At 63.5% G+C, this 23951-nt stretch carries 27 protein-coding genes; 5 read left to right on the top strand and 22 right to left on the bottom strand.

Features of this window, described 5'->3' with window-relative positions; all coding sequences use genetic code 11:
- Positions 1-177: 177 nt before the first annotated feature.
- Both BLS27_RS15435 and BLS27_RS15430 read left to right on the top strand, forming a co-directional pair.
- Positions 178-1713: an NCS1 family nucleobase:cation symporter-1 gene (locus tag BLS27_RS15435; RefSeq protein WP_090345519.1), complete on the top strand. Its 1536-nt coding sequence runs from the start codon at positions 178-180 to the stop codon at positions 1711-1713.
- Positions 1714-1726: 13 nt separating this feature from the next.
- Positions 1727-2455, top strand: coding sequence for an aspartate/glutamate racemase family protein (locus BLS27_RS15430; RefSeq protein WP_043215640.1), 729 nt, complete (start codon positions 1727-1729; stop codon positions 2453-2455).
- Positions 2456-2560: 105 nt separating this feature from the next.
- Here BLS27_RS15430 and BLS27_RS15425 read toward each other — a convergent pair whose 3' ends face one another.
- From BLS27_RS15425 to ccmA, 15 genes are all read right to left on the bottom strand, one after another.
- Complete coding sequence (locus tag BLS27_RS15425) at positions 2561-2800, bottom strand: hypothetical protein (RefSeq protein ID WP_090345516.1); 240 nt, start codon at positions 2798-2800, stop codon at positions 2561-2563.
- A gap of 7 nt (positions 2801-2807) precedes the next feature.
- Positions 2808-3260, bottom strand: a complete 453-nt coding sequence (locus BLS27_RS15420; RefSeq protein ID WP_043215635.1) for a hypothetical protein — start codon at positions 3258-3260, stop codon at positions 2808-2810.
- Between the two features lie 133 nt (positions 3261-3393).
- Positions 3394-3732 (bottom strand): FKBP-type peptidyl-prolyl cis-trans isomerase, encoded by a 339-nt coding sequence (locus tag BLS27_RS15415; protein ID WP_043215633.1) that lies wholly within the window; start codon positions 3730-3732, stop codon positions 3394-3396.
- Between the two features lie 72 nt (positions 3733-3804).
- Positions 3805-4212, bottom strand: a complete 408-nt coding sequence (locus BLS27_RS15410; protein WP_043215631.1) for a GFA family protein — start codon at positions 4210-4212, stop codon at positions 3805-3807.
- A 518-nt stretch (positions 4213-4730) separates the two neighbouring features.
- Positions 4731-5519, bottom strand: coding sequence for a PhzF family phenazine biosynthesis protein (locus tag BLS27_RS15405; RefSeq protein ID WP_090345513.1), 789 nt, complete (start codon positions 5517-5519; stop codon positions 4731-4733).
- A 261-nt stretch (positions 5520-5780) separates the two neighbouring features.
- Positions 5781-6200, bottom strand: a complete 420-nt coding sequence (locus BLS27_RS15400) for a hypothetical protein (protein ID WP_043212847.1) — start codon at positions 6198-6200, stop codon at positions 5781-5783.
- A 13-nt stretch (positions 6201-6213) separates the two neighbouring features.
- Positions 6214-7407: a c-type cytochrome biogenesis protein CcmI gene (gene ccmI / locus BLS27_RS15395; RefSeq protein WP_043212845.1), complete on the bottom strand. Its 1194-nt coding sequence runs from the start codon at positions 7405-7407 to the stop codon at positions 6214-6216.
- Positions 7400-7876, bottom strand: coding sequence for a cytochrome c-type biogenesis protein (locus tag BLS27_RS15390; protein ID WP_090345510.1), 477 nt, complete (start codon positions 7874-7876; stop codon positions 7400-7402). Before BLS27_RS15390 ends, ccmI begins: the two co-directional genes overlap by 8 nt.
- Positions 7873-8409 carry a DsbE family thiol:disulfide interchange protein gene (locus BLS27_RS15385; RefSeq protein ID WP_043212840.1) on the bottom strand — a complete coding sequence of 179 codons (537 nt, stop codon included), beginning with the start codon at positions 8407-8409 and terminating at the stop codon, positions 7873-7875. The genes BLS27_RS15390 and BLS27_RS15385 overlap by 4 nt, the downstream gene beginning before the upstream one ends.
- The gene (locus BLS27_RS15380; RefSeq protein WP_043212837.1) at positions 8406-10394 is read right to left on the bottom strand and encodes a heme lyase CcmF/NrfE family subunit; all 1989 of its coding nucleotides are present in this window, start codon (positions 10392-10394) and stop codon (positions 8406-8408) included. The genes BLS27_RS15385 and BLS27_RS15380 overlap by 4 nt, the downstream gene beginning before the upstream one ends.
- The gene (gene ccmE / locus BLS27_RS15375; RefSeq protein ID WP_090345508.1) at positions 10391-10846 is read right to left on the bottom strand and encodes a cytochrome c maturation protein CcmE; all 456 of its coding nucleotides are present in this window, start codon (positions 10844-10846) and stop codon (positions 10391-10393) included. The genes BLS27_RS15380 and ccmE overlap by 4 nt, the downstream gene beginning before the upstream one ends.
- Positions 10843-11019, bottom strand: coding sequence for a heme exporter protein CcmD (gene ccmD, locus BLS27_RS15370; RefSeq protein WP_043212833.1), 177 nt, complete (start codon positions 11017-11019; stop codon positions 10843-10845). Before ccmD ends, ccmE begins: the two co-directional genes overlap by 4 nt.
- Complete coding sequence (locus tag BLS27_RS15365) at positions 11019-11783, bottom strand: heme ABC transporter permease (protein ID WP_043212831.1); 765 nt, start codon at positions 11781-11783, stop codon at positions 11019-11021. The genes ccmD and BLS27_RS15365 overlap by 1 nt, the downstream gene beginning before the upstream one ends.
- A gap of 46 nt (positions 11784-11829) precedes the next feature.
- Positions 11830-12498, bottom strand: coding sequence for a heme exporter protein CcmB (ccmB, locus tag BLS27_RS15360; RefSeq protein ID WP_043212857.1), 669 nt, complete (start codon positions 12496-12498; stop codon positions 11830-11832).
- The gene (gene ccmA / locus BLS27_RS15355; RefSeq protein ID WP_090345506.1) at positions 12495-13127 is read right to left on the bottom strand and encodes a cytochrome c biogenesis heme-transporting ATPase CcmA; all 633 of its coding nucleotides are present in this window, start codon (positions 13125-13127) and stop codon (positions 12495-12497) included. The genes ccmB and ccmA overlap by 4 nt, the downstream gene beginning before the upstream one ends.
- Before the next feature lie 182 nt (positions 13128-13309).
- Between ccmA and fliK the strand changes: the two genes are divergently transcribed.
- The 3 genes from fliK (at position 13310) to BLS27_RS15340 (ending at position 18479) form a co-directional block, all read left to right on the top strand.
- Positions 13310-14875 (top strand): flagellar hook-length control protein FliK, encoded by a 1566-nt coding sequence (gene fliK / locus BLS27_RS15350; RefSeq protein ID WP_090345504.1) that lies wholly within the window; start codon positions 13310-13312, stop codon positions 14873-14875.
- Complete coding sequence (locus BLS27_RS15345; RefSeq protein ID WP_090345503.1) at positions 14872-15210, top strand: EscU/YscU/HrcU family type III secretion system export apparatus switch protein; 339 nt, start codon at positions 14872-14874, stop codon at positions 15208-15210. The genes fliK and BLS27_RS15345 overlap by 4 nt, the downstream gene beginning before the upstream one ends.
- 527 nt (positions 15211-15737) lie before the next feature.
- A complete protein-coding gene (locus tag BLS27_RS15340) occupies positions 15738-18479 on the top strand; it encodes a dermonecrotic toxin domain-containing protein (protein WP_090345501.1) in 2742 nt (913 codons plus the stop codon).
- A 16-nt stretch (positions 18480-18495) separates the two neighbouring features.
- Here BLS27_RS15340 and BLS27_RS15335 read toward each other — a convergent pair whose 3' ends face one another.
- The 7 genes from BLS27_RS15335 to BLS27_RS15305 form a co-directional block, all read right to left on the bottom strand.
- Positions 18496-18891, bottom strand: a complete 396-nt coding sequence (locus BLS27_RS15335; protein WP_070577156.1) for a DUF2802 domain-containing protein — start codon at positions 18889-18891, stop codon at positions 18496-18498.
- A gap of 1 nt (position 18892) precedes the next feature.
- Complete coding sequence (locus tag BLS27_RS15330) at positions 18893-19372, bottom strand: chemotaxis protein CheW (RefSeq protein ID WP_003254393.1); 480 nt, start codon at positions 19370-19372, stop codon at positions 18893-18895.
- A 67-nt stretch (positions 19373-19439) separates the two neighbouring features.
- On the bottom strand, positions 19440-20318 hold the full coding sequence (locus BLS27_RS15325; RefSeq protein ID WP_043212820.1) for a CheW domain-containing protein: 879 nt from the start codon (positions 20316-20318) through the stop codon (positions 19440-19442).
- Positions 20318-21106: a ParA family protein gene (locus BLS27_RS15320; protein WP_043212817.1), complete on the bottom strand. Its 789-nt coding sequence runs from the start codon at positions 21104-21106 to the stop codon at positions 20318-20320. Before BLS27_RS15320 ends, BLS27_RS15325 begins: the two co-directional genes overlap by 1 nt.
- A 77-nt stretch (positions 21107-21183) precedes the next feature.
- Entirely contained in the window at positions 21184-22041 is an 858-nt protein-coding gene (motD, locus tag BLS27_RS15315) for a flagellar motor protein MotD (RefSeq protein WP_043212815.1), read from the bottom strand.
- 3 nt (positions 22042-22044) lie between these two features.
- Positions 22045-22785 carry a flagellar motor protein gene (locus tag BLS27_RS15310; RefSeq protein ID WP_043212813.1) on the bottom strand — a complete coding sequence of 247 codons (741 nt, stop codon included), beginning with the start codon at positions 22783-22785 and terminating at the stop codon, positions 22045-22047.
- Positions 22785-23906 carry a protein-glutamate methylesterase/protein-glutamine glutaminase gene (locus tag BLS27_RS15305; RefSeq protein WP_090345499.1) on the bottom strand — a complete coding sequence of 374 codons (1122 nt, stop codon included), beginning with the start codon at positions 23904-23906 and terminating at the stop codon, positions 22785-22787. The genes BLS27_RS15310 and BLS27_RS15305 overlap by 1 nt, the downstream gene beginning before the upstream one ends.
- Between the last annotated feature and the right edge of the window lie 45 nt (positions 23907-23951).

Genomic DNA, 23951 nt, shown 5'->3' with positions numbered 1-23951 from the left:
GTGTGCCTATGTTTTGTATACAAATCAGACAAAACATACATACAAGAACTCGCAGCGCCTGCCTTACACAACAGGCCGTTGCGCCCAGAACCCAGTGATGCCAACGCTGCACCGACGAGATGGCGAGCCCGTGCGCTGCCCGCTCATCGCAGTCCACGCGCATCAGGAGCCTGACGCATGAGTACCAGCCTCAACCTAGCCCCTGAACTATCCGTTGCCAGCACCGCCTCCCCCTCTCTTCCATTGAATGGCCATTCGCCGGCGCTTGAACTCAGCCCGCGCCTGCATAACAGAGACCTCGCCCCTACTCGTATCGAGGGCCGTCGCTGGGGCCGCTACAGCATCTTCGCGCTTTGGACCAATGACGTGCACAACATCGCCAACTATTCCTTTGCCATGGGATTGTTCGCCCTCGGCCTGGGCGGCTGGCAGATTCTTCTGTCCCTGGCGATCGGCGCAGCGCTGGTGTACTTCTTCATGAACTTGTCCGGGTACATGGGACAGAAAACCGGCGTACCCTTTCCGGTGATCAGTCGCATCGCCTTCGGCATCCACGGCGCGCAGATACCGGCGCTGATCCGGGCGGTGATCGCCATCGCCTGGTTCGGTATCCAGACCTACTTGGCGTCCGTCGTGTTGCGCGTACTGCTCACTGCCGTGTGGCCGCAGCTGGCGGCCTACGACGATAACAGCCTTCTTGGCCTGTCGAGCCTGGGCTGGGTGTGCTTCGTGGCGATCTGGCTGGTGCAACTGGTGATCCTTGCCTACGGCATGGAGATGGTGCGCCGCTACGAGGCCTTCGCAGGCCCGGTGATCCTCTTGACCGTGGCGAGCCTTGCCGGGTGGATGTACTTCCAGGCCGATGCCCGCATCGCCTGGTCGGTGGCCGAACCGCTGACCGGTTATGAGATGTGGCGCAACATCTTTGCCGGCGGCGCGCTATGGCTGGCCATCTACGGCACGCTGGTGCTGAACTTCTGCGACTTCGCTCGTTCCTCGCCATGCCGCAAGACCATCCGTGTGGGCAATTTCTGGGGCCTACCGGTCAATATCCTGGTGTTCGCCACCATCACCGCGGTGCTGTGCGGCGCACAGTTCCAGATCAACGGCCAGGTCATCGACAGCCCCACCCAGATCGTCGCCTCCATCCCCAGCACAGCTTTCCTGGTTCTCGGCTGCCTGGCCTTCCTGATCGTCACCGTGGCGGTGAACATCATGGCCAACTTCGTCGCCCCGGCCTTCGTGCTGAGCAACCTGGCGCCACGCCATCTGAACTTCCGCCGCGCCGGCTTGATCAGCGCCACCCTGGCGGTGCTGATCCTGCCTTGGAACCTCTACAACAGCCCGCTGGTGATCGTGTACTTCCTGTCAGGTCTGGGCGCCCTGCTCGGCCCCTTGTATGGCGTGATCATGGCGGACTACTGGCTGCTGCGAAAAGGCCAGGTCAATGTACCCGAGCTCTACAGCGAGAATCCCGAGGGGGCCTACTTCTACACGCGGGGCATCAACCTGCGCGCCGTCGCGGCCTTCCTGCCGGCAGCCCTGTTGGCCATCGTGCTGGCACTGGTGCCCCACTTCCACAGCGTCGCGCCGTTCTCCTGGCTGATCGGTGCCGGCACCGCAGCCACCCTCTACTTGCTGGTCGCCCCGCGCAACCGCCAGTACTTCGACGTCAGCGGTGAAGCCATCGCCGTCGACCACAGCAGCCATTGATAGGGAAATCCCCATGCGCATTCTGATTGCCAACGTCAACACCACCACCGCCATCACTGACGCCATCGCCGAGCAAGCTCGCAGTGTGGCCTCCCCAGGCACCGAAATCGTCGGCCTCACGCCTTGGTTCGGCGCGGAGTCCGTGGAAGGCAACTTCGAGAGCTATCTCGCCGCTATCGCCGTGATGGACCGGGTGCTCAATTTCGATCAACCCTACGATGCCGTAATCCAGGCCGGCTATGGCGAGCATGGCCGCGAAGGCCTGCAGGAACTGCTCGACGTACCGGTCGTGGACATCACCGACGCCGCCGCCAGCACCGCCATGTACCTGGGCCACAAATATTCGGTGGTCACCACCCTGGACCGCACCGTGCCGCTGATCGAGGACCGCCTCAAGCTCTCCGGGCTGTACGACCGCTGCGCCTCGGTACGCGCCAGTGGCCTTGCCGTGCTGGACCTGGAAGCCGACCCGCAGCGTGCCGTGCAAGCGATCGTCGAACAGGCCGAACGCGCCGTGCGTGAAGACAAAGCCGAGGTGATCTGCCTGGGCTGCGGCGGCATGGCCGGGCTCGATGAACAGATCCGTCAACGTACGGGGGTACCGGTAGTAGATGGGGTCAGTGCAGCGGTGAGCATCGCCGAATCCCTGGTGAGGCTGGGCTTGAGCACCTCGAAAGTACGCACTTATGCGACACCCCGAGCGAAGAAAGTCGTGGGTTGGCCGATGATGTTCGGACGTTAAGCCGTCACTGGACGGCTGTCGCTTCCACACCTGCGCCATTGCAAGTGTGGAAGCGAGCTTGGGCATTACCGACCAGCAAAGGTGGATTCCAGCCGGCCAGGCACATCACTTCATGTGCTGATCTCGACGCCAGAAAAGACACATCCCCATGATCATTGCAAAAATCTTGCATAGCATGAGGTCAATGCCGCAAAACGTCTCGAGATGTATATAGAAGAGGCTGGCCAGCCCTCCCATGAATACGGCGACGCCCAACCATTTGCGCAACCTGGGCGCTTTTAGCCGCTGGTCGATGAAGAACGCCGCCACGAACATCGATACAAGAGAAAATGCATTTTCGTGCATTGGAGGCTCAATGCTTGAGGATCATTGAGGTGGACAACTGCCGAGGCCCGAGACCGCCGTGAACGCTGGCATCGATACCAATCAATCTGTCTCCCACGTGATAGTGCCGCAATCGTTCAGCGACAATAGCGGGGACATTGATTTTGGCTGCCACAGCGGTCCGCTGACGTCGGGCTGTGCCCGGGATCAAGCTGGTTAACGTCCAGCGCTGAGCATTGAGTGCGTCGCATTGATCACGGTTCAGAGGCTTTGAAATCGAAACTTTCAGAAGGCAGGGACGTTCCCTTGCCTGCATACGGTCATAGACCTTTATTACTCTTTCGATGATGCGATCGTTTACCTGTCGTGCCACGTCGAAGTAAAGCGCCCCGAATTGAGAACGTCGCATCACCTCAAACTCCAGAACGTCAAAGACCACACCCCGATAGCCGATCATTTGATGAATGTTCGTGAATTGCATATGCCCACCTTAGCGTTCAAAGTCATCGCTCGAACGCAGAAGGTGCCTTGCCGGTGGAGCGAGCAATACCCGTCGTTTCGTTGTTTACCGGATGACTTTTCCTCACCTGCAACGCGGATAAGACGCGGATGACTCAGTCATCGCGCGTCAATACTTCCAGCAACTCGATTTCGAACGTCAAGTCCGAATGGGGCGGGATCGAGCCCACGTTGCGCTCGCCATAACCCAGGTGCGCCGGCACTATCAGCTTGCGCTTGCCGCCGACACGCATGCCCATTAGGCCCTGGTCCCAGCCTTTGATGACGCGGCCGGTGCCAATAACGCACTGGAACGGCTTACCCCGCGTCCAGGAGGAGTCGAACTCGCTGCCATCGGCCAGCCAGCCGGTGTATTGGGTGGTGATCAGCGCGCCCTTGACCACAGCCTTGCCGTCGCCTTCCTGGATATCGATGATTTGCAGTTCGCTGCTCATGGCGGTTTCCTTGAAGCGGATTTGTGGCCGCCCTTTTCTCAGGAATGTGCCACTTTGGCAAGGCTTGATGCGCTAGCCAAGTTGCTCGAATGCCTCCTGGCCGGTCAATTCCTTGGTCTGGTTGGCGAAGCAGTACCAGGCGGGTTTCTGCTCGATGAAAATCTGCAAGTCGAAAGCCCAGGCTTCTTCGCCGTCCAACAGGCCTACCGGGATGGCATAGAAATCGTTGGCTTTGAGGCGGTAGTACAGATGTGTGCCGCACCGGCCACAAAAACCACGCTGGGCCCAGTCGGAAGAGTCGTAGACGCTTGGCGTGCGGCCTTCGATCGTTGGAGGGTGGCTGCAATGGACGACCAGTAGCGGGCCGCCGGTCCACTTGCGGCACATGCTGCAGTGGCAGGCGCTGATGTGGGTGTTGTCGACGGTCACTTTCAGGTGGGTTTCGCCGCAGAGGCAGGTGCCTTGTTTTTCCAGGGTCATGGTGAGGCTCCTTGCATTTGGGACTGGGAAGTATAGGTGGTGATTCTATTTGGGCTTGGGCTTGGGCTTGGGCTTGGGCTTGGGCTTTCAGGCTGTGTGAATATCCGGGTTTGGTGGGGGCGCCACCGGCGCTTTTCGCCTTTACGGCGACCTACTTTTGCTCTTGGGCAAAAGTAGGCAAAAGCCGTTGGCTCCCACATCCGGCCCCTGCGCTGCGCTCCGGGGTCCCCTCGCTGCGGTGTCCTGCGGGGCTCCGCGGCCTCCGGCTGGCTACGCCAGCCTCCATCTCGCGTCTTCGGCTACCGCCGAAGGGCGCTGCGCGCCTGCCCCTACAGACACCTCCACTCGGCCTTCTGAGGTCGCGATGGGTGGTGACTGAACCGACGCGCATCAAAAGCAACGGCAACGGTAACGGTAACGGTAACGGTAAACAAGTTAATTGTTTTGGTGTTTGTTCCGGCCTATTCGGCGTCCCGATTTACCCGCGAATAGGCTTAAAGGCTCACCCCACAACCCACTCAGACAAAGATGACCCCACGCAGGTACAAAGCCCCCCGCCCACTGATGATCACCCGCCCATTCCCTGGCACTTCACATTCCAGTTGCCCCTTACGCGCCCCGCCCTGCTCGCACACCAACCGGCGCTTGCCCAGCCGCTCGGACCAGTAAGGCGCCAGCGATGTATGCGCCGACCCTGTCACCGGGTCTTCATTGACCCCAACCCGAGGGCCGAACCAACGGGTAACGAAATCAAACCCACCTCCGGGTGCTGTCACCGCAATTCCTCGCACGTCAAACGCCGAAAGCGCAACGAAATCCGGCGTCAGCGTGCCGAGCAGCTCGGCATCGTCGATGACCAGCACATAGTCATCAGTGCGATACAACGCCCGGGCACTGGTCAGCCCTAGCGCCTCGAGCAACGCTTGAGGAATATCAACCGCTACCGGCTGCTTGGCCGGAAAATCCATCGCCAGCAGCCCATCGGCACCTCGACTGACGCGCAGTTCGCCGCTGCGGGTATTGAACCGCAGCACCTCGGCCTGCTCCCCCAACTGCTCGAACAACACCCACGCCGTTGCCAAGGTCGCATGCCCGCATAGGTTCACCTCCACGGTCGGGGTGAACCACCGCAGGTCGAATGCCTCGCCGTTACGCACGAAGTAAGCGGTTTCGGAAAGGTTGTTCTCCGCGGCGATACGCTTGAGTGTTTCGTCGGGCAGCCAGGTTTCCAGCGGGACGACTGCCGCTGGGTTGCCGCCGAACGGCGTGGCAGAGAACGCGTCGACCTGGAAAATTTCGAATTGCATGCAAAGACTCCTAAAGCCCAGCACCTGGCTGGGCGAGTTCTGGAAAACGTTCAGGAACGCAAAAGCGCCAGTGAGTGCCGAGCGGCAAAGAATGTTTGCAAGCGGGGGCAGGAAAATGGCGATAGCCGCGCCACGCGTCCGACAGGACAGTCGGGCTCGAACGCCCCCCAGCTCAACGGTGAGCTGGGATTATGCGTGGCAACCCACCAGTACAGTCAATGGAAAGATAGGATCAAAACTGTACTGTAACGGTCGGATGAACTACTGAGCGAAGGCGCGTCCCAGACCGCCTGGCACACCACTGCTGTCGGTTTCCTGCCAGGGTCCATCAGGGCTGAGCGACCAGCTCCAGCCGTTGTTCCAGCGGTAGTAGGTGCGCTGGCGATAGAAGGTATTGGTCTTGTTCTCCAGGACATAGACACCCATGCGCGGGTCCCAATGGCTGGCCCCGCCTGGTGGCGGGGCGAAGCTGGCAGAGGTACGCGGCATTGCTTTGGGCGTGGCGGCGGGCTTGCTCGGCTGGGTGCCCGGCTGCCCCCCTGGCAACGGTTTGACCGCTGGCCCCTGGCGGGGATGAGGGGCCTCTATCGGCGGCAAGCGCTCCTGGCTCGGCGGCTGCACCGTACACGCAGAAAGACCCAATGCCAGGGTGATCAGGGTCAAGCGCACAGTGCTGTTCATTTGAATCGCTCTCTTAAGGATCTGGGCTGTCGATGGTCAGTTGTTGGGTGCCCTGGGTTCGGTTGGGCAGCGGCGAGCTCTGGCCGATCCACTCGCCTCGGGTCGGTTGTCCGGCGCGCGATACGCGTGCAACGAGTTGGACTTGCGCGAAGTCCGACAGTTTCATCTGCGGCATCATCGCATCCGCGTCGGAAAGCTCCACTTCCACTGGCAGCTGGGCAACCGTCACGCGCTTGGCGGCCAAAGGCATGGGTGGGCCATTGCTGGCCCGGGCGAAGATGAACACCGTGTCGTCTGGCCTGACCTTGTCCTTGAGCGCATCCGCCAGGGCCACCCGCACCTTCAGGCGTGCAGCCTCAGGCGCAGCGGCCAGGGTGCCCCCTGCAGCCTTGAGGCGTTCGGCGGCGCGGTCGATCCCCCCCTGCAAGGCTGCGCGCGACGCGTCGCCTTCGGGCAGTTGGGCCAACAGACGTTGCCAGTAATCGATCGCCTCCTGATAGCGCTCGCCCTCGAACGCCGCGATGCCACGCAGTCCAAGGCTGGTCACCTCCTTGGGGTCCGCCTGGAGCGCTTCGTCGGTCAGGGCCTGTACCTGCGGGCTCCATTGTTTGTTGGCGGCAAAATACAGGGCCTGTGCCCACTGCCCGAGCAGCTCGGGCTGTCGCCCTGCGAGCGTCACGGCTCGCTCGAAGGTACGAGCCGCATCGGCGGGACGCTGCTCGGCCATGTAGGCCCGAGCGAGGAAGTACAGACCTTCGGCCGAGTCCGGCTGGGCTTGCACGGCGCGCTCCAGGCGCGCAGTCATTTCTTCCATCGATTGCGGCGCCTGGGCGAACTCCTGGGTCAGCTCGACCTTGTCCGCAGCGCCGAAATGCAAATAGAGGCCCAGGCCCAGCACCGGCACCAGCACCGCCGCAAGCAGCGGCAAGGTCTTGCCCAAGTGGCCCTGACGTGGCGCCTCGGCGCCCTCGGTGTCGGCCAACAGCTCACGGGCCGCCTCGTCGCGGCCCTTGGCCAACTGGTCGTTGTCGAGTACTCCGGCTTGCTGCTGGGCAGCCAGTTCTGCCACACGCTCCTGGTATAAGGCGACGTTGAGGGCAGTACGGTCTTCCTCCTGCTGCCGACGCCGGCCACGCAGGATAGGGATCAGCAGAAAAGCCAGGGCCGCGAGCAACAGCAGGCCCGCGCTAAGCCAGAATTCAGTCATGGGTCTGTTCTTTATCCAGCAGTTTGGCGAGACGCTCGCGTTCCTCGGCGGACAGCTGCGCGCAAGGGTTTGCCACAGTATTTCGGCGACGACGCACGATCAACGCCAGCACCACGAAGCCACCGACCAGGAGAATCCCCGGGCCGAACCAGAGCAGCCAGGTACGCCCGGTGAGCGCTGGCTTGTAGCGCACGAAATCACCGTAGCGGTCGACCATGAAGTCGACGATCTGCTGGTTGCTCTTGCCTTCGCCGAGCATGCGGAAGATTTCTCGGCGCAGGTCGGCGGCAATCGGTGCATTGGAATCGGCGATGTCCTGGTTCTGGCACTTGGGGCAGCGCAGTTCCTTGGTCAGCTGTTGGTAACGCTCACGTTCGGCGTCATCACGAAACTGATACGTATCGATGGCAGCCTTGGCCACGCCCGTCAGACTCAACGCCAGTACGGCAGCAGCAAGCCAGCGCTTCATGGCTGAGCCTCATCGACCAGCCCCTGGTACAGCGGCGCCAGTTGCTCGCGCCACACGGTGGCATCGACCACGCCCACATGCTTGTAGCGGATGATGCCCTTGGCATCGATCAGGAAGGTTTCCGGTGCGCCATACACGCCCAGGTCCAGACCGAGGCTGCCCTGCTCGTCACGGATGTTCAACTGGTAGGGATTGTGGAAATCCGCCAGCCACTTCAACGCCGCGGCGTTGTCATCCTTGTAGTTGACGCCGTGGATCACCACGCCCTGCTCGGCCAGCTGGTTCAGGTACGGGTGCTCGACCTTGCACGAGGGGCACCAGGTCGCCCAGACGTTGACCAGCGCTGGGCGCCCCTGCAGGTCCGCGGGGGTCAGCGTACGATCGCCCTGCACCGAAGCCAGGGAGAACGCCGGGAAGGGCTTGCCGATCATCGCCGAAGGCAGTTCGTCGGGCTTGAGGAACAGCCCCTTGTAGAGAAAGACCGCCACCAGCAGGAACACCGCCAGTGGCAACACCATGATCCAACGCTTCATGCAGTCGCTCCAGACATGCCCAGGACATCACGCACCCGGGCCTTGACCTTGACGCGATAGCGTCGGTCGAGAGCCGCCAGGAATCCGCCCAGCGCGGTCAGCAGACCGCCCAGCCAGATCCAGCGGACATAAGGCTTGATATGCACCCGCACCGCCCAGGCCCCGTTGTCCAGGGGCTCGCCGAGGGCGACATACAGATCGCGGGTGAAACCGGCATCGATACCGGCCTCGGTCATCATCGATTGCTGCACCGTATACAGGCGCTTCTCCGGATGCAGCACGGTCACCTCGCGGCCATCACGGCTTACCCGGACAGTGCCCTTGTCGGAAATGAAGTTCGGCCCTTCGAAATGCTTGGCCCCCTCGAACAGGAAGTGATAGCCACCCAGTTCCACGCTTTCGCCGGGGGCCATGCGCAGGTCGCGCTCAGCACTGTTGCTGCTCGCCAGCACCACGCCCAAAGCGCAAACCGCCAGGCCCAGGTGCGCCAGCTGCATGCCCCAGTAGCTGCGCGAGAGGCCGCGCAGCCCTTTGGCCAGGCCCTTGTGGCGGGTCTTGTCGAAGATGTCGCGAACGCCGGCAAGCACCACCCAGGCGGCCAGGGCGAAGGCGCTCAAGGCAGGCCATTCGAAATCGTCAACGATCAAGCCCGCGACCGGTGCCAGGATAGCGCTGCCGATCAACACCGGAGTCATCATGCCCACAAGCCACTTGCCGGGGGTGTCTTTCCAGCGCACCACCACGCCGATGCCCAGCACCACCATCAGCAATGCCATCAGCGGCAGGAACAACGCATCGAAGTAAGGCGGACCGACCGACAGCTTGGCGCCGGTCAAGGCATCGAGCACCAGAGGGTAGAGCGTACCGAGCAGAATCATCGAGGCGGCCACGACCAACACCAAGTTGTTGGCCAGCAACAGGGTTTCCCGCGACCACAGGGCAAAGCCCACCTGGCTCTTGACCACAGGCGCTCGAAACGCGAACAGGGCCAGCGAACCACCTACCACGAAGAGCAGGAAGATGAGGATGAATACACCGCGCGAAGGGTCGGCGGCGAAGGCATGCACCGAGGTCAGCACCCCGGAGCGCACCAGGAAGGTACCCAGCAGGCTGAGCGAGAACGCGGCGATGGCCAGCAGTACCGTCCAGCTCTTGAACACCCCGCGCTTTTCGGTGACGGCCAGCGAATGGATCAGTGCCGTGCCCACCAGCCATGGCATGAAGGAGGCGTTTTCCACCGGATCCCAGAACCACCAGCCGCCCCAGCCCAACTCGTAGTAGGCCCACCAGGAGCCCAGGGTGATCCCCACGCCCAGGAAGGCCCAGGCGACGATGGTCCAAGGCCGCGACCAGCGCGCCCAGGCCGCGTCCAGGCGGCCACCGAGCAGTGCGGCGATGGCGAAGGCGAAGGCCACCGAGAAGCCCACGTAGCCCATGTACAGCATCGGCGGGTGAACGATCAGGCCGAAGTCCTGCAGCAACGGGTTGAGGTCGCGTCCGTCCGTGGGCACCTGCGGCAGCAGGCGCTCGAATGGGTTGGAGGTGACGATCAGGAACGACAGGAAGCCCACGCTGATCATGCCCATCACCGCGAGCACCCGAGCCAGCATGACTTGCGGCAACTGGCGCGAGAACACCGAAACGGCGAAGGTCCAGCCGCCGAGGATCAGGGCCCAGAGCAACAGCGAACCTTCGTGGGCGCCCCACACCGCACTGAACTTGTAGTACCAGGGCAAGGCGCTGTTGGAGTTGCTGGCCACATAGGCGACCGAGAAGTTGTCGGTCATGAAGGCGTGAGTCAGGCAGGCAAAGGCGAAGGCCAGGAAGGCGAACTGCCCCCAGGCCGCAGGCCGCGCAAGGCTCATCCACAGACTGTCGCCGCGCCAGGCGCCAAGCAGCGGTACGCTGGCCTGGACCCCCGCGAAGCAAATCGCCAGGATCATCGACAATTGCCCCAGCTCCGGGATGACCAATGCCGCGTTCATGGCTTGGGCTCCGTGCCGGTCGCGGCCTGGCCGCTTTCTTTCAGGGCCTTGGTGACCTCCGGCGGCATGTATTTCTCGTCATGCTTGGCCAGGACCTCGTCGGCCACCACCACGCCGTCGGCATTCAATTTGCCCAGGGCGACAATGCCTTGGCCTTCACGGAACAGGTCGGGCAGGATGCCACGGTAGGTGATCGGCACCGACTTGTTGAAGTCGGTGACCACGAAGCGCACGTCCAGCGAATCGGGGGAGCGCTGCACCGAGCCTTTCTCGACCATGCCGCCGGCACGGATGCGCGTGTCCAGCGGCGCCTCGCCGTTGGCGATCTGGGTCGGGGTGTAGAACAGGTTGATGTTCTGCTGCAGGGCGCTCAGCGCAAAGCCCACGGCGATGGCGACACCGACCAGCAGGCCCAGGATGAGGAACAGGCGTTTCTTGCGCTGAGGATTCACTGGTTGTTCTCCCGGCGCAGACGACGCGCCTCTTCTTGCAGGTAACGGCGCCGAGCCAGCAGCGGTGCGGCGACATTGAGCGCCAGCACCGCGAGGCAGATGCCGTAAGCCGACCAGACGTACAGACCATGGTGCCCCATGGCCAAAAAATCATTGAAGGAAGCGAAGCTCATCACGCGGCCCTCCGACCCAGGCTGTTCAACACTTCCTCCTTGACCCAACTGGCGCGCGCCTCGCGCTTGAGCACTTCAAGGCGCATGCGCAGCAGCAGCACAGCGCCAAAGAAGCAGTAGAAACCCAATGCCGTGAGCAACAGCGGCAGCCACATTTCAGAAGGCATGGCCGGCTTCTCGGTCAGGGTGAAGGTGGCGCCTTGGTGCAGGGTGTTCCACCACTCCACCGAGTACTTGATGATCGGGATGTTCACCACACCGACGATCGCCAGAACCGCGCAAGCCTTGGCCGCGCTGTCACGATTGCTGATCGCCTGGCCCAGGGCGATGATGCCGAAGTACAAAAACAGCAGGATGAGCATGGAGGTCAGTCGGGCATCCCAGACCCACCAACTGCCCCAGGTCGGCTTGCCCCAGATCGCCCCGGTGACCAGCGCCACGGCCGTCATCCAGGCACCGATGGGCGCTGCGCACTGCACGGCCACATCAGCCAGTTTCATCTTCCACACCAGCCCCACCACGCCAGCCACCGCCAACAACACATAGCAGGACTGGGCCAGCATGGCGGCGGGGACGTGGATGTAGATGATCCGGAAGCTGTTGCCCTGCTGGTAATCCTGCGGGGCGAAGGCCAGGCCCCAGATGACACCGACCAGCAGCAGGAGAATGGCGCACCCGCTCAGCCAAGGCAGCATGCGGCCACTGATGGCATAGAACCATTTGGGGGAGCCCAGCTTGTGGAACCACGTCCAGCTTATCTTCATCAAGGTACATCCACGGTATTTGCCGGGCTTGGAAGCCCGGGACTCGTTATTCGCCGACGCTGATCTTCAGGCCAGCCGCGATCGCAAAAGGTGCCAGTGTCACCGCCAGGGCCGTCAGGCTGGCCAGCCAGAGCAGATGGCCGGTCGCCGGCATATTCTGCAATGCTGCCTGCAAGGCGCCACTGCCCAGGATCAATACCGGGATATACAGCGGCAGGATCAACAATGCCAACAGCAGGCCGCCACGCTTGAGGCCCACAGTCAGTGCCGCCCCCACCGCGCCCAGCAGGCTCAGCACCGGGGTTCCCAGTAGCAGCGACCCCAGCAGCACCGGCAGGCAGCCAGCTGGCAGCCCCAACATCAAGGCAAGCAATGGCGCCAACAATACCAGCGCCAGCCCGGAAAAGATCCAGTGTGCCAGCACCTTGGCCAACACCAGCAGTGCCAGCGGATGCGGCGACAGCACCCACTGCTCCAGCGAGCCGTCCTCGAAGTCGCTGCGAAACAGCCCGTCCAGCGACAGCAATACGGCCAGCAATGCCGCGACCCAGACCAAGCCTGGCGACAAGGTTTGCAACAATTGTGTCTCAGGACCGACCGCCAGAGGGAACAAGGCGACGACTATCGCAAAGAACACCAACGGGTTGGCCAGCTCCGCCGGGCGGCGGCACAACAGACGCGCCTCGCGGCGCAGCAACAGGATGAATACACTCATGCCGCCCACTGCCCCAGGTTCAGTTCTCGATAACCCGATGGCTTGCGCTCGAGGTTGTGATGGGTGGTCAGCACCACCGTGCCACCTTGCTCGCAATGGGCCGCCAGGTGGGCTTCCAGTTGCGCCACACCTTGCTTGTCCAGAGCGGTGAAGGGTTCGTCGAGGATCCACAACGGGGGGCTGTCCAGATACAGCCGCGCCAAGGCCACGCGGCGCTGCTGGCCGGCGGACAACGTATGGCAAGGCACATCTTCGAATCCTCGAAGCCCCACGGCCTCCAGCGCCTGCCAGATGGCCCGGGCGCTGGCCGGCTGATGCAGTGCGCACAGCCAGGCGAGATTCTCTTCGGCGGTGAGCAGGTCTTTGATCCCGGCGGCATGGCCGATCCACAGCAAGATGCTGGCCAGCGCATGGCGCTGCTCGGCCAACGGTTGGCCATTGAGCAGAATCCGACCCGCGGTAGGCTGCATCAGGCCGGCCAGCAACCGCAGCAGGCTGGTCTTGCCGCTGCCGTTGGGGCCACTGATCTGCAGCATGTCACCGGGCCGCAACTGGAAGTCCAGATGCTCGAAGAGCAATCGCCAGTCACGCTCGCAGGCCAGGCCCGCGGCTTGGAGATGAAGGGTCACGGTTTCGCCTTATCAATGTTGGGTTCAGCGCCGCGCGCCGTAGTCCGCGCGAACCCGCGCTGAACCCCAGTGTCTCAAGTCGCCCCGGTCACTGCCGTTATAGTGGCAGTGGCGGACGGCGGGCATTATTACATGGGACGTCTCGCTGCCAAGAGGGCGGGTCCGACAGGTTGTATACAATCATGACTGAAATCAATAGTCTCGGCGCACAATCCACGCTCGGACTCCAGGCGGGCAAGGCTGCGATGACCGGCGAGCTGCTGCGTCTGCTGCAATCACAGCCCGGCCTGCTGGCCCCAGGCGAGACCGCCCGGGCCGATGTGCTCTCTCTGCGCCAGGTGGGCCAGGATTTCCAGTTGCTGCTGCGCCTGACCTTGGCCAACGGCACCCAGACCCAACTGCAGGCCAGCGCCAGCCAACCCCTGCCTCAAGGCAGCCAAGTGACCGTCGCCCAGACTGACAGCAACCGCCTGACGGTGCTCCTGCAGCAAGCCAATGCCAACAACATCGCCACCCTCACTCGCCTGGACACCGACAAAGTACCGGTCGGCACCCTGCTGCAAGGCAAGGTGCTGACTAGCCAGGCGCAGGCCGTGGCACCTGGCGAGGCGGCGAGCTTCCGCTCTCTGGTCAGCCTGCTCAACAGCGCCCAGGCCGGGGCCACCTTGACGGTGGACAGCCCACGCCCCCTGCCGGTGGGCAGCTTGCTCAGCGCGCAGGTCCAAGGCGATCAGTCGTTGCGCTTCGTGCCGCTGAGCGGCCGTCAGGACCAGTTGGCGATCGCCCAACAGCTCGGCACCCAGCAAAGTCGCCAAGCCTCGTTATCGGGTCTGCTCAATGCGCTGCAGCAGATCACCCGCGACCCTGGCGCCAATGACGAGCTCAAGACCAGCGCCGAACGTCTGCTGGCCAGCCTGCCCGAGGCCCGCCAGCTCGGCGACGCCAAGACCCTCGCCCAGGCATTGAGCAACAGTGGCGCGTTCCTCGAGGCCAAGCTACTCGGCGGTGGCGGTGCAGGCCTGGTGCCGGACCTCAAGGCACAGCTGGTCCGGCTGGTGGCCCAAACGTTTCCCGACCTGCCCAGCAGCGCGCTGAGCAGCCCCGCCACCGCCGCCACCCTGGCTCAGGCGTTTCCGGCCATCGCCCGCAGCGCCCTGGGCATGCTCGACAGAAATAGCCCACGGCCCCAGCCTGGCACCTTTCCCCTGCCCTCGCGCCTGCTCCAGAGCCTGGAAGCCGAAGGCGACCTGCAACAATTGCTGCGTCTGGCCGCCGCCGCCATCTCGCGCTTGCAAAGCCATCAGCTGGCCAGCCTGCAGCAGACCGGTGTCACCGAGAACGGCAACCTGCAGACCACCTGGCAGACCGAGATTCCCATCCGCCATGGCCAGGAGTTCATTCCACTGCAGGTCAAGCTGCAGCAGGAGCAGACCCCGGAGCAACAGGCCGATTCGCAGCGCAGTCAGCGCGATCCGCTGGAGTCGCTGTGGCGAATCGAGCTGGCATTCGACCTGCCACCCTTGGGCCCGCTGCAGGTCCAGGCGCAACTGAGCCAGGGCCGGTTGTCAGGGCAGCTGTGGGCAGAGCAGCAGCAGACTGCGCAGTTGATCGAACGCCAATTGGGCGAGTTGCGCGAACGCCTGGTGGCCCGAGGCCTGGATGTGGGCGAACTGCAGTGTCACCCGGGCATTCCGCCCCAGGGGGCACGCACGCGCCTGGAACAACGTTGGGTGGACGAAAACGCATGACCGACAAGCAACCGCGCCAGGCCATCGCCCTGACCTACGACGGCCAGCAGGCTCCCACCCTCAGCGCCAAAGGTGACGACGAGCTGGCCGAGGCCATCCTCGCCATCGCTCGCGAACACGAGGTGCCGATCTATGAGAACGCCGAGTTGGTCCGCCTGTTGGCGCGCCTGGAGCTGGGCGAACAGATCCCCGAAGCGCTGTACCTGACCATTGCCGAGATCATCGCCTTCGCCTGGCAATTGCGCGGCAAGGTACCGGTGGGCTTTGACGACGAGCCCGCCGACGAGCGCGACATCACGCCCTTGCGCTTGCGCCTGCCCAATGAGCGCGCCTGAGCCACACACTGCGTGGCGCAGTCACATTCACCGACACGTCCTCAGAAAACGACCAAGTCCTGGGTAACTCATCTGGCAGATCGGCAGAGGCCGTCATCCCGGCCCGCAACGCAGCCCCCCAAACCAGCAACGCCGGCACCCTGCTGGTCGCCTATGAGGCCGAACTCGCCCCCCCCCCCTCGAATCGAGCCTGAATCGGGAGATTCCGGTGCTGCTGCAATCGGCGCTTGGCGAAGGCCAGTGCATTAGTGCCGTCGGCACGCAAAACGTCGAGATGACGAACTGCAACAGCAACGATGCACGGCAGATGTGAGGGTTCGACGAGGCGCGACGCTACCGCAACCTCGCGCCCCGGCAGTGCATGGCCTTCAACGTGTCGAATCATCTCGCGGGCCTTGAAGGAACTCCCCCGCGCCTGGCCTGTTTGCCAAGCGATGCGCCTTGGCGAACAGGCGCTATTTAACTACCCCCTCCGGCCCCCGCATCCACGCCATCGTGCACCCTCGACTAACCACGCGAGCATTACGATGACCCCTTCTTATGTAAACGATGCCGGCGTGCAATTTGTGCGCGATCACCTGGCCAACGTTCCGCGCCCCGACCGCGCCGCAGCCCAAGCCATCCGCCAATGGGCTGGCGATCGCGGGCTGGATGTGAACCCCGATCGCTGCGATGTGGTGGTGCTTCATCATCAATGGCGACCGGGCATCGGTCGGGTCGCTGTCGTCACCCAGAAAATGACCCTCACCCAGGCCGTGCTGTCGAACTGGCAAGGCGAGTCGGCGAACGACCTGATCGGCGCCGCCCTTGGCGCGCCATGGGCCGGCGCCTTCCCCGATGACAAGCGCATCACCCTCGTCGATCACCTGGACCCGCCTTCCGCCCTTGCCAATGGCCCAGGCTACGGCATCTACAACGGCCTGTTTCGCCAGACCACGCCACAGAAATACTCCCGCGACACCCATATCCAGCTGCCAGCCGAGGCGTTCGAACGTTTTATCTGGGCGCTGGACTTCCACGCCAGCTACCGGGCGATGCTGGACAGGTACTGGTCCGCGCACCTGGAAGGCCACCGGACCTCGGCGAAAATCGCCTTCATCGCCGCCTGCAACAAACAGGCGGCCGAAGGCAGCCTGTCGGACGCTGCGCGTCAACTGGCCTGGCAGGCGGCAGGGCTGGCGTGCGCCAAAGACTCGACCCAGGTGCGATTGCTGAACGTCTATGGCTACGTGGCGAGCCACTTGCCATGCATTCGTGATACACGCAGCGGCCTCACCCTGCTCTACATGCCAGGCAACAGCGCGCCCCTGCTCGAGTTCGCCAGCGAAGGCCTGATGCAGGATTGGTTCGCCGATCAGTGCAAGGACGCAGCCAAACGCCAGGCGCTCAGGCAGTTCTTCGCGCTCCAGGACACACCGGATGGGCTCAGTTTCAGTGGCCTGGATACCGCACTCGCCGGCCTCGGCGCCTACCCCTCGATGTATCGCCTCTCGACGCAACGCGCCGGCTTCACCCGCAGCGGCTACTGGGCCCCGCGCGAATACGTCAACTATCGCCCGGACCACTACAGCCCCGTCATCACCGGTGACCTGTTCACCGCGCTCAGCGAACAGCAGCGCCAACGCAGCTACGCCGATGCCGATTTCATCATCACCAGCGATAACGAGGTGAGCAAAGCCCGTTGGCGCGACTACCTGACCTGCGCCATGAACCTGCTGGCCCCGCTGACCTTCGTGATGCCAGGCCTTGCCCCAATGCTGGCCGTGGGGGGTGTCGCCCAGTTCGGTCTGGGCCTTGACCAGATCATCCACGGCCGAACCCAGGAGCAACAGGCCAGTGGCGTGCAGACCCTCACCTATGGCCTGTTCAACGCATTGCCGCTGGCCTCGCAAGCGCTGAGCCGGGGTGCGAAGCTGTTTCGCGTGAAAAGTGAAGGCTTCGTTACCCCCAGCTGGATCAATGAGCGATGGGGTTACGCGCTGAGCCCGATCGAACCACCGCACCTGCCGCAGACGGACGTGGGGCCGTACTTTCACATTCCCGCGCCGATCCCTGCCTTGCCCGACGGCGACCCGGCGATCATCGAAGCGGTCACCAGGACACCCCGTTACAGCAGCAGCCCAGACCAGTTGAGCGCACGCATCGACGGCCATCGCACGCAGATGATCTATGACATGAAGCACGATGCCTTCGTCAAGCTCGACAGCCTCAACGAGGTCGATCCGGTCCGCTATGTCGCCCGCACCGGCAGCACGGACCTGGTGCCTGTCGCCCCCGGGCGGGAAGTCAGCAACGCCACGCGCACCGCCACCCTGCGCGCCCTTGGTGTCGACCTGCCGCTGCCGGTCGAGCTGCCATCGGGGCCTGGAGCCGGCGCCAGCCCTATACCAGCGAAGGTCTCGTGCATCTGGCTAGGCGACAAGGTCATCGAGCCCATGCTGTTGACCAACCTCGCGAGCAACGCCGCCCGTCTTCGCGACAGCCGATACACACTGCGCTTGTACCTGTCGAAGGCGACACCCGCAGCCTATGCCCAGAACCTGCGCCAGCTCGCCGAGCACGCGCCAGGGCTTGAGGTCGTCCCCCTCGAAGAGCAGCCGTTTTTCCACACGTTCAGCCAGGGCAACTACTACGCCCAGTACCAGGCGGCCATTGGCGGCAACGCCGGCGTGGCCCGCCACTATGCCTCGGCCTGCGACGTCCTGCGCTTTTGGTTGCTGTACCAGGAAGGTGGCTTGTACATGGACGTGGACGATTATCTGTTGGCGCCCGGTGAACCGCGCACCCTCAACGGCAAGCCTGGGGAGTCGATCGACCAGGTGGAGTTGCTGGCCACAGGAGAAAGCCTGCTGCTCGCGCCGCCAATGGCCAATGAGAAGATGAGCATGTACTGCCTGTACGCCAACAGCCTGATCGGCAGCCACGCGGGCAATCCGACCTTGCTGGCGATCTCCGAGGAAATGCGTGCCCGTTACCTGGCCGAACCGGACTTCTACGACCGCAAGCCCAGCCTGGCCGAGGACCCGGCCGGCTTCTACCGCTATGCCGAGCGCCTCAGTTACCTCACGGGGCCGGCGCTGCTCACCGAGGTGGTCGACCAGCGCCTACCCGCGCTGCGCACCCTGCGCCAAGTCATGCACCTGCATGGCATGCCCGTGGATTCGGACACTTTCATCGACCTGGACGCCTACCGGCAGGCACTTCGCACGCTGCTGCCGCTCAATCGAATTGCCCGGGTCGGCAGCTACAAATCCTGGGCGCGGGACTGAAGCGCGAGGCGACCCGTCATTCGCCGCGGTGCAGCTTGCTCATCAGCTCCGCCTCGGCTTGGGTCAGGCCACAGGTGCGGGTCAGCTCATCGATGCTGGCCCCCATGCCCACCAGCTTGGCCGCCTGGGTGAACGTCACGCTGTTGGGGTCGCGCTGCTCCAGTTGCTGGAGTTTATCCGGCAACGGCGCGAGCACTGCGCGCAATTCATGGATCGCCTCGCCCATGCGCACCGTGCCGTTCTGGTAGTCATCCAGACGCTTGGCCAGGTCCTTGATGCGCTGGTCTCGCAGCGCATCGCCCTGGGCCTGCTGGGCCGCCAGCTCACGCTGGCGCTTGCTGTAGTTGAGGAAGAACCACAGGCTCAGGGCCCAGAGCAGCGCCAGGAAAACGACAGCAGCCTCGAAAATCAACTCAGATGTTCTCCAGCTCGGACCACTCTTCCTCGGTCATCATTTTGTCCAGCTCGACCAGAATCAGCAGCTCGCCGTTCTTGTTGCACACGCCCTGGATGAACTTGGCCGACTCTTCGTTGCCGACATTCGGCGCGGTCTCGATCTCGGACTGACGCAGGTAGACCACTTCGGCCACGCTGTCGACCAAGATGCCCACCACTTGCTTGTCCGCCTCGATGATGACGATGCGGGTGTTGTCAGTGACTTCGGTCGGCATCAGACCGAAACGCTGACGGGTGTCGATCACCGTGACCACGTTGCCGCGCAGGTTGATGATGCCCAGCACGTAGCTCGGCGCACCAGGCACCGGAGCGATCTCGGTATAGCGCAGGACTTCCTGCACCTGCATGACGTTGATGCCATAGGACTCATTGTCCAGGCGGAAGGTTACCCATTGCAGGATCGGATCTTCGGAACCTTGTGCAGACGACTTTTTCATTCCCCTACCCCTCAAAATCCGCCATTGGCGGTGTGCTCGCTATGGCCACGGCAGTTGTGGCCTTCAGTCATTGGTGTTTGGCATGCATTTGCTTGACGGCGCCGCTGGCGATCAGCTCGGCCAGTTCAGCGACATCGAGCAAGGCGCACATGTGTTCGATCACGGTGCCGGCCAGCCAGGGCCGCTGGCCACGCTGGCTGCGCCACTTGATCTCGGCCGGGTCCAGGCGCAGGGAGCGGCTGACCTGATGCACGGCCAGCCCCCATTCATAGCCCTGGACGGAAATCACGTACTGCAGGCCCTGGCGGAAATCGTCGCGATAGCGGTCGGGCATGACCCAGCGCGCGGTATCCAGGACCTTGAGATTGCCCGCCTGGCACGTAAGGATGCCCAGGAACCAGTCAGGCTGGCCGAACAGCGGCGTCAACTCCTGACCCGCCAGGCTGTAGATCGAGCCCAGGCAGACCAGCGGCACCGCCAGGGTCAGCCCTGCGACATCGAACAGCAAGCACTCGAAGGGCTCTGCCGCCCAGGCCGGGCGACCGTCCACCGTCGCCGGTGGCACAGGAGGATTGGCGGCCGGCAGGTAGACATCCACCAGTGGCGCCACCGGCTCGATTGCCTGGGCCTCGACTGCTGGAGTTTCGGGTTCGACGTTGACGGCCGCAGGCTCCGGCGTCACCTCGACCGGTTTCAGGACCGTTGGCAACACGGCCACTGCACTGGGCTCGGCGAAGGGTCGCGCAACAACTGCTGCTGGGGCGGCCTGACGCTCAGCGTCCCTGGCTTGCTCCTCACGCACCGCGGCGGCGAATTCATCGACGATCGCCTCTTCAGCCGGCGCTTGGGGCGCATCGAGCTCCTCGGTGGCGTCCTGCAACAGGCCATCGAGGTAGGACTGCAAGGCCAATTGCGGCTTGGTGGTGGTCTGCCGTGCTGGGTTCATCAGGCCACCTGCAATGCGGGTTTGTAGGTCAACAGATGCTTGAGCAGTGCCCGGTAGGCGATCAGCCCCCGGCTCTTGCCATCGAACTGCGAAGGTGTGACCCCCGCCCGGCTGGCATCGCGCAGGCGCGTGTCGACCGGGATGTAGCCTTGCCAGACCTGCTCACCATAGCTGTCACGCAAGACCTTGAGCGTGCCAAGAGACGCCTGGGTGCGACGGTCGAACAAGGTCGGCACGATCTGGTAGGGCAGCGCCTGGCGCCGCGAGCGGTTGACCATGGCCAATGTCCCGACCATGCGCTCCAGGCCCTTGACCGCGAGAAACTCGGTTTGCACCGGGATCACCAACTGCTGGCTGGCAGCCAGGGCATTGACCATCAGCACCCCCAAAAGCGGAGGGCTGTCGATCAGGGCGAAGTCGAAATCCTGCCACAGCTGCGCCAGACTCTTGGCGATCACCAGGCCCAAGCCACTCTGCCCCGGCGACTGGCGTTCGAGCACGGCCAATGCGGTGCTCGAAGGCAGCAGCGAGATACGCTCGTCGCTGGTGGGCAGCAACAGTTGTCCTGGCAAGCCCTCGGGCACCGTGCCCTTGTGCAGGAACAGGTCGTAGCAGCTGTGCTCCAGGGCATCAGGGTTGTGCCCGAAGTAGCTGGTCATCGAGCCGTGCGGGTCGAGGTCGACGACGACCACGCGCTTGCCCGCTTCGGCCAGCAACCCGGCCAAGGCGATGGTGGTGGTGGTCTTGCCGACGCCACCTTTTTGATTGGCTACTGCCCAGACTCTCATCGTGCGTTGCTTCCCCCCGCAATGGCCGCCTGCCCTGCCGGGAACGGTTTGAATTCAGTGACGGACAATTGACGGGCTCAGCCCCCAACCGCCGGTGCAGGCGTTGTCGGTGCAGTTTGTGTGCCAGCCCGCCGCAAGGCCGCGTCCGGCGTGGCATTGGCGCTACCGGACCCGGTCAGGCTGCGGCGTACTTCCAGGTTGCGGGAAATCACCAGCACCACTCGACGGTTACGCGCCCGCCCTTCGGCCGTCTCGTTGCTGGCCACCGGCTGGTACTCGCCATACCCCACCGAGGCCATGCGCGCCGGGTTCACACCGTTCATCGCCAGCAGGCGGACGATGCTCGCCGCTCGGGCAGAGGACAGCTCCCAATTGGTCGGGTATTGAGCGGTACGGATCGGCAGGTTGTCAGTGAACCCTTCGACGTGCACCGGGTTGGCGTAAGGCTTGAGGATGTTGGCCACCTTCTCGATGATCGAGAACGCTGTGTCGCTGGGCATGGCGTCACCGCTGCCGAACAGCAGCGATGAGTTGAGCTCGATCTCGACCCACAGTTCGTTGCCGCGCACGGTCATTTGGTCGGATTTGATCAGGTCGCCAAAGGCGTCGCGCACGTCATCGCTAATGGTCTTCAACGGGTCGGCATTGCTCTGGGCAAGGCCTGCGTCGGTTTGCTCGCTGTCCTTGATCAGCGGCTCGGCGGGTTTGACGCTGAGCGGGCGCTCATCGCCGATCGGGATGGGCTTCATGCTGCGCTCAGGGTCGTTGAATACGCCGAGCAGAGCCTGGGAGATGACCTTGTACTTGCCCTCGTTGATCGAGGAGATCGAATACATGACCACGAAGAAGGCGAACAGCAAGGTGATGAAGTCGGCGTACGACACCAGCCAGCGTTCGTGGTTTTCGTGTTCCTCGGTGTGACGACGGCGGGCCATGGCTTACTCCATGAAGCCTTGCAGCTTCAGCTCGATCGAGCGTGGGTTCTCCCCTTCTGCGATCGACAGCAGGCCTTCGAGCAGCATTTCGCGGTAGCGCGACTGGCGCAGCGCGATGGCCTTGAGCTTGTTGGCGATCGGCAGCAGGATCAGGTTGGCGCTGGCCACGCCATAGATGGTGGCGACGAAAGCCACCGCAATGCCATTGCCCAGCTGAGATGGGTCGGCCAGATTGCCCATCACATGGATCAAGCCCATGACCGCGCCGATGATGCCGATGGTCGGCGCATAGCCGCCCATGCTTTCGAACACCTTGGCCGCTTGGATGTCGCGACTCTCCTGGGTCAGGAAGTCGACCTCGAGGATGCTGCGGATCGACTCGGGCTCCGCGCCGTCCACCAGCAGTTGCAGGCCCTTGCGCGCATACGGGTCGGGTTCGGCGTCCGCCACCCCTTCAAGACCCAGCAGGCCTTCCTTGCGCGCGGTCAGGCTCCAGTTGACGACCCGATCGATACCGCCGGGCAGGTCAACGCGCGGCGGGAAGAAAATCCAGCGCAGGATCTGCAATGCCCGCTTGAAGGCCGACAGCGGCGACTGCAGCAGCGCCGCCGCCAGGGTACCGCCCAGCACGATCAACGCCGCCGGGCCGTTGAGCAAGGCACCGACATGGCCGCCTTCCAGGAAGTTGCCGCCGACGATGGCGACGAACGCGAGGATCAGGCCAATCAGGCTCAGGACATCCATCAGACGCACGCCTCGACCAGATGCTTGCCGATCTCGTCCAGGCTGTAAACTGCATCGGCCAGGTTGGCCTTGACGATGGCCATCGGCATGCCATAGATCACGCAGCTGGCCTCATCCTGGGCCCAGACGGTGCTGCCGCCCTGCTTGAGCAGGCGGGCCCCTTCGCGACCGTCAGCGCCCATGCCGGTGAGAACCACAGACAGGACCTTGTCTCCATAGGACTTGGCCGCCGAGCCGAACGTGATATCCACGCAGGGCTTGTAGTTCAGGCGCTCATCGCCCGGCAGGATCTTCACCGCGCCACGGCCGTCGATCATCATCTGCTTGCCGCCAGGGGCCAGCAGGGCCAACCCCGGGCGCAGCATGTCGCCATCCTCGGCTTCCTTGACACTGATCTTGCACAGTTTGTCCAGGCGCTCGGCAAAGGCCTTGGTGAAGGCCGCCGGCATGTGCTGGATCAGCACGATCGGCGCCGGGAAGCTGGCCGGCAGTTGCGTCAGCACCCGCTGCAGCGCCACCGGGCCGCCGGTGGACGTGCCAATGGCGACCAACTTGTAGGGCTTGCGCTTGGGTGCTGGCGAATGGCTGCTGGACGCCGGACGGGCCACAGACGCAGCCGGGGTCGAAACGCGAGCCGTCGAAGGGCTTGCGAAGCTGCTGGTCGGTGCATGGCTGGCAGGCGCAGGCGCCGGGCTCGCCGTCGCGAAACCGCCGAACCGGCGGTTGCTGCGCGAAATGGTGTGGACCTTCTCGCACAGCAACTGCCGGACTTTGTCCGGGTTGCGCGAGATGTCCTCGAAGTTCTTCGGCAGGTAGTCCACCGCGCCGGCATCCAGGGCGTCGAGGGTGACCCGGGCGCCTTCGTGGGTCAGCGAGGAGAACATCAATACCGGCGTCGGGCAGCGCTGCATGATGTGCCGCACTGCCGTGATGCCATCCATCATGGGCATTTCATAGTCCATGGTGATGACATCCGGCTTGAGGGCGATTGCCTGGTCGATCGCTTCCTTGCCATTTGTCGCGGTACCCACGACCTGGATAGTCGGGTCGGCCGAGAGAATTTCCGAGACGCGGCGGCGGAAGAAACCGGAATCATCCACCACCAGGACCTTGACTGCCATAAACACTCCATTAGGCGGCGCAACCGCCAAGGTGCGCCACCGAAA

The sequence above is a fragment of the Pseudomonas guariconensis genome (genome assembly GCF_900102675.1).
GTDB classification, from domain to species: Bacteria; Pseudomonadota; Gammaproteobacteria; order Pseudomonadales; family Pseudomonadaceae; genus Aquipseudomonas; species Aquipseudomonas guariconensis.
This window is presented reverse-complemented; position numbering and strand designations above follow the sequence as displayed.

Excerpts from the sequence above, each read along its gene's own strand:
- BLS27_RS15425 (WP_090345516.1), bottom strand. The coding sequence starts at position 2,800 with ATGCACGAAAATGCATTTTCTCTTGTATCGATGTTCGTGGCGGCGTTC.
- BLS27_RS15420 (WP_043215635.1), bottom strand. The coding sequence starts at position 3,260 with ATGCAATTCACGAACATTCATCAAATGATCGGCTATCGGGGTGTGGTC.
- BLS27_RS15430 (WP_043215640.1), top strand. The coding sequence starts at position 1,727 with ATGCGCATTCTGATTGCCAACGTCAACACCACCACCGCCATCACTGAC.
- BLS27_RS15330 (WP_003254393.1), bottom strand. The coding sequence starts at position 19,372 with ATGAAAAAGTCGTCTGCACAAGGTTCCGAAGATCCGATCCTGCAATGG.
- ccmD (WP_043212833.1), bottom strand. The coding sequence starts at position 11,019 with ATGAGCTTCGCTTCCTTCAATGATTTTTTGGCCATGGGGCACCATGGT.
- motD (WP_043212815.1), bottom strand. The coding sequence starts at position 22,041 with ATGGCCCGCCGTCGTCACACCGAGGAACACGAAAACCACGAACGCTGG.
- BLS27_RS15400 (WP_043212847.1), bottom strand. The coding sequence starts at position 6,200 with ATGAACAGCACTGTGCGCTTGACCCTGATCACCCTGGCATTGGGTCTT.
- ccmB (WP_043212857.1), bottom strand. The coding sequence starts at position 12,498 with ATGAGTGTATTCATCCTGTTGCTGCGCCGCGAGGCGCGTCTGTTGTGC.
- BLS27_RS15405 (WP_090345513.1), bottom strand. The coding sequence starts at position 5,519 with ATGCAATTCGAAATTTTCCAGGTCGACGCGTTCTCTGCCACGCCGTTC.
- BLS27_RS15410 (WP_043215631.1), bottom strand. The coding sequence starts at position 4,212 with ATGACCCTGGAAAAACAAGGCACCTGCCTCTGCGGCGAAACCCACCTG.
- BLS27_RS15385 (WP_043212840.1), bottom strand. The coding sequence starts at position 8,409 with ATGAAGCGTTGGATCATGGTGTTGCCACTGGCGGTGTTCCTGCTGGTG.
- BLS27_RS15310 (WP_043212813.1), bottom strand. The coding sequence starts at position 22,785 with ATGGATGTCCTGAGCCTGATTGGCCTGATCCTCGCGTTCGTCGCCATC.
- BLS27_RS15380 (WP_043212837.1), bottom strand. The coding sequence starts at position 10,394 with ATGAACGCGGCATTGGTCATCCCGGAGCTGGGGCAATTGTCGATGATC.
- BLS27_RS15320 (WP_043212817.1), bottom strand. The coding sequence starts at position 21,106 with ATGAGAGTCTGGGCAGTAGCCAATCAAAAAGGTGGCGTCGGCAAGACC.
- BLS27_RS15305 (WP_090345499.1), bottom strand. The coding sequence starts at position 23,906 with ATGGCAGTCAAGGTCCTGGTGGTGGATGATTCCGGTTTCTTCCGCCGC.
- BLS27_RS15325 (WP_043212820.1), bottom strand. The coding sequence starts at position 20,318 with ATGAACCCAGCACGGCAGACCACCACCAAGCCGCAATTGGCCTTGCAG.
- BLS27_RS15435 (WP_090345519.1), top strand. The coding sequence starts at position 178 with ATGAGTACCAGCCTCAACCTAGCCCCTGAACTATCCGTTGCCAGCACC.
- BLS27_RS15415 (WP_043215633.1), bottom strand. The coding sequence starts at position 3,732 with ATGAGCAGCGAACTGCAAATCATCGATATCCAGGAAGGCGACGGCAAG.
- BLS27_RS15345 (WP_090345503.1), top strand. The coding sequence starts at position 14,872 with ATGACCGACAAGCAACCGCGCCAGGCCATCGCCCTGACCTACGACGGC.
- fliK (WP_090345504.1), top strand. The coding sequence starts at position 13,310 with ATGACTGAAATCAATAGTCTCGGCGCACAATCCACGCTCGGACTCCAG.
- BLS27_RS15390 (WP_090345510.1), bottom strand. The coding sequence starts at position 7,876 with ATGAAGCGCTGGCTTGCTGCTGCCGTACTGGCGTTGAGTCTGACGGGC.
- ccmI (WP_043212845.1), bottom strand. The coding sequence starts at position 7,407 with ATGACTGAATTCTGGCTTAGCGCGGGCCTGCTGTTGCTCGCGGCCCTG.
- BLS27_RS15340 (WP_090345501.1), top strand. The coding sequence starts at position 15,738 with ATGACCCCTTCTTATGTAAACGATGCCGGCGTGCAATTTGTGCGCGAT.
- BLS27_RS15365 (WP_043212831.1), bottom strand. The coding sequence starts at position 11,783 with ATGAAGATAAGCTGGACGTGGTTCCACAAGCTGGGCTCCCCCAAATGG.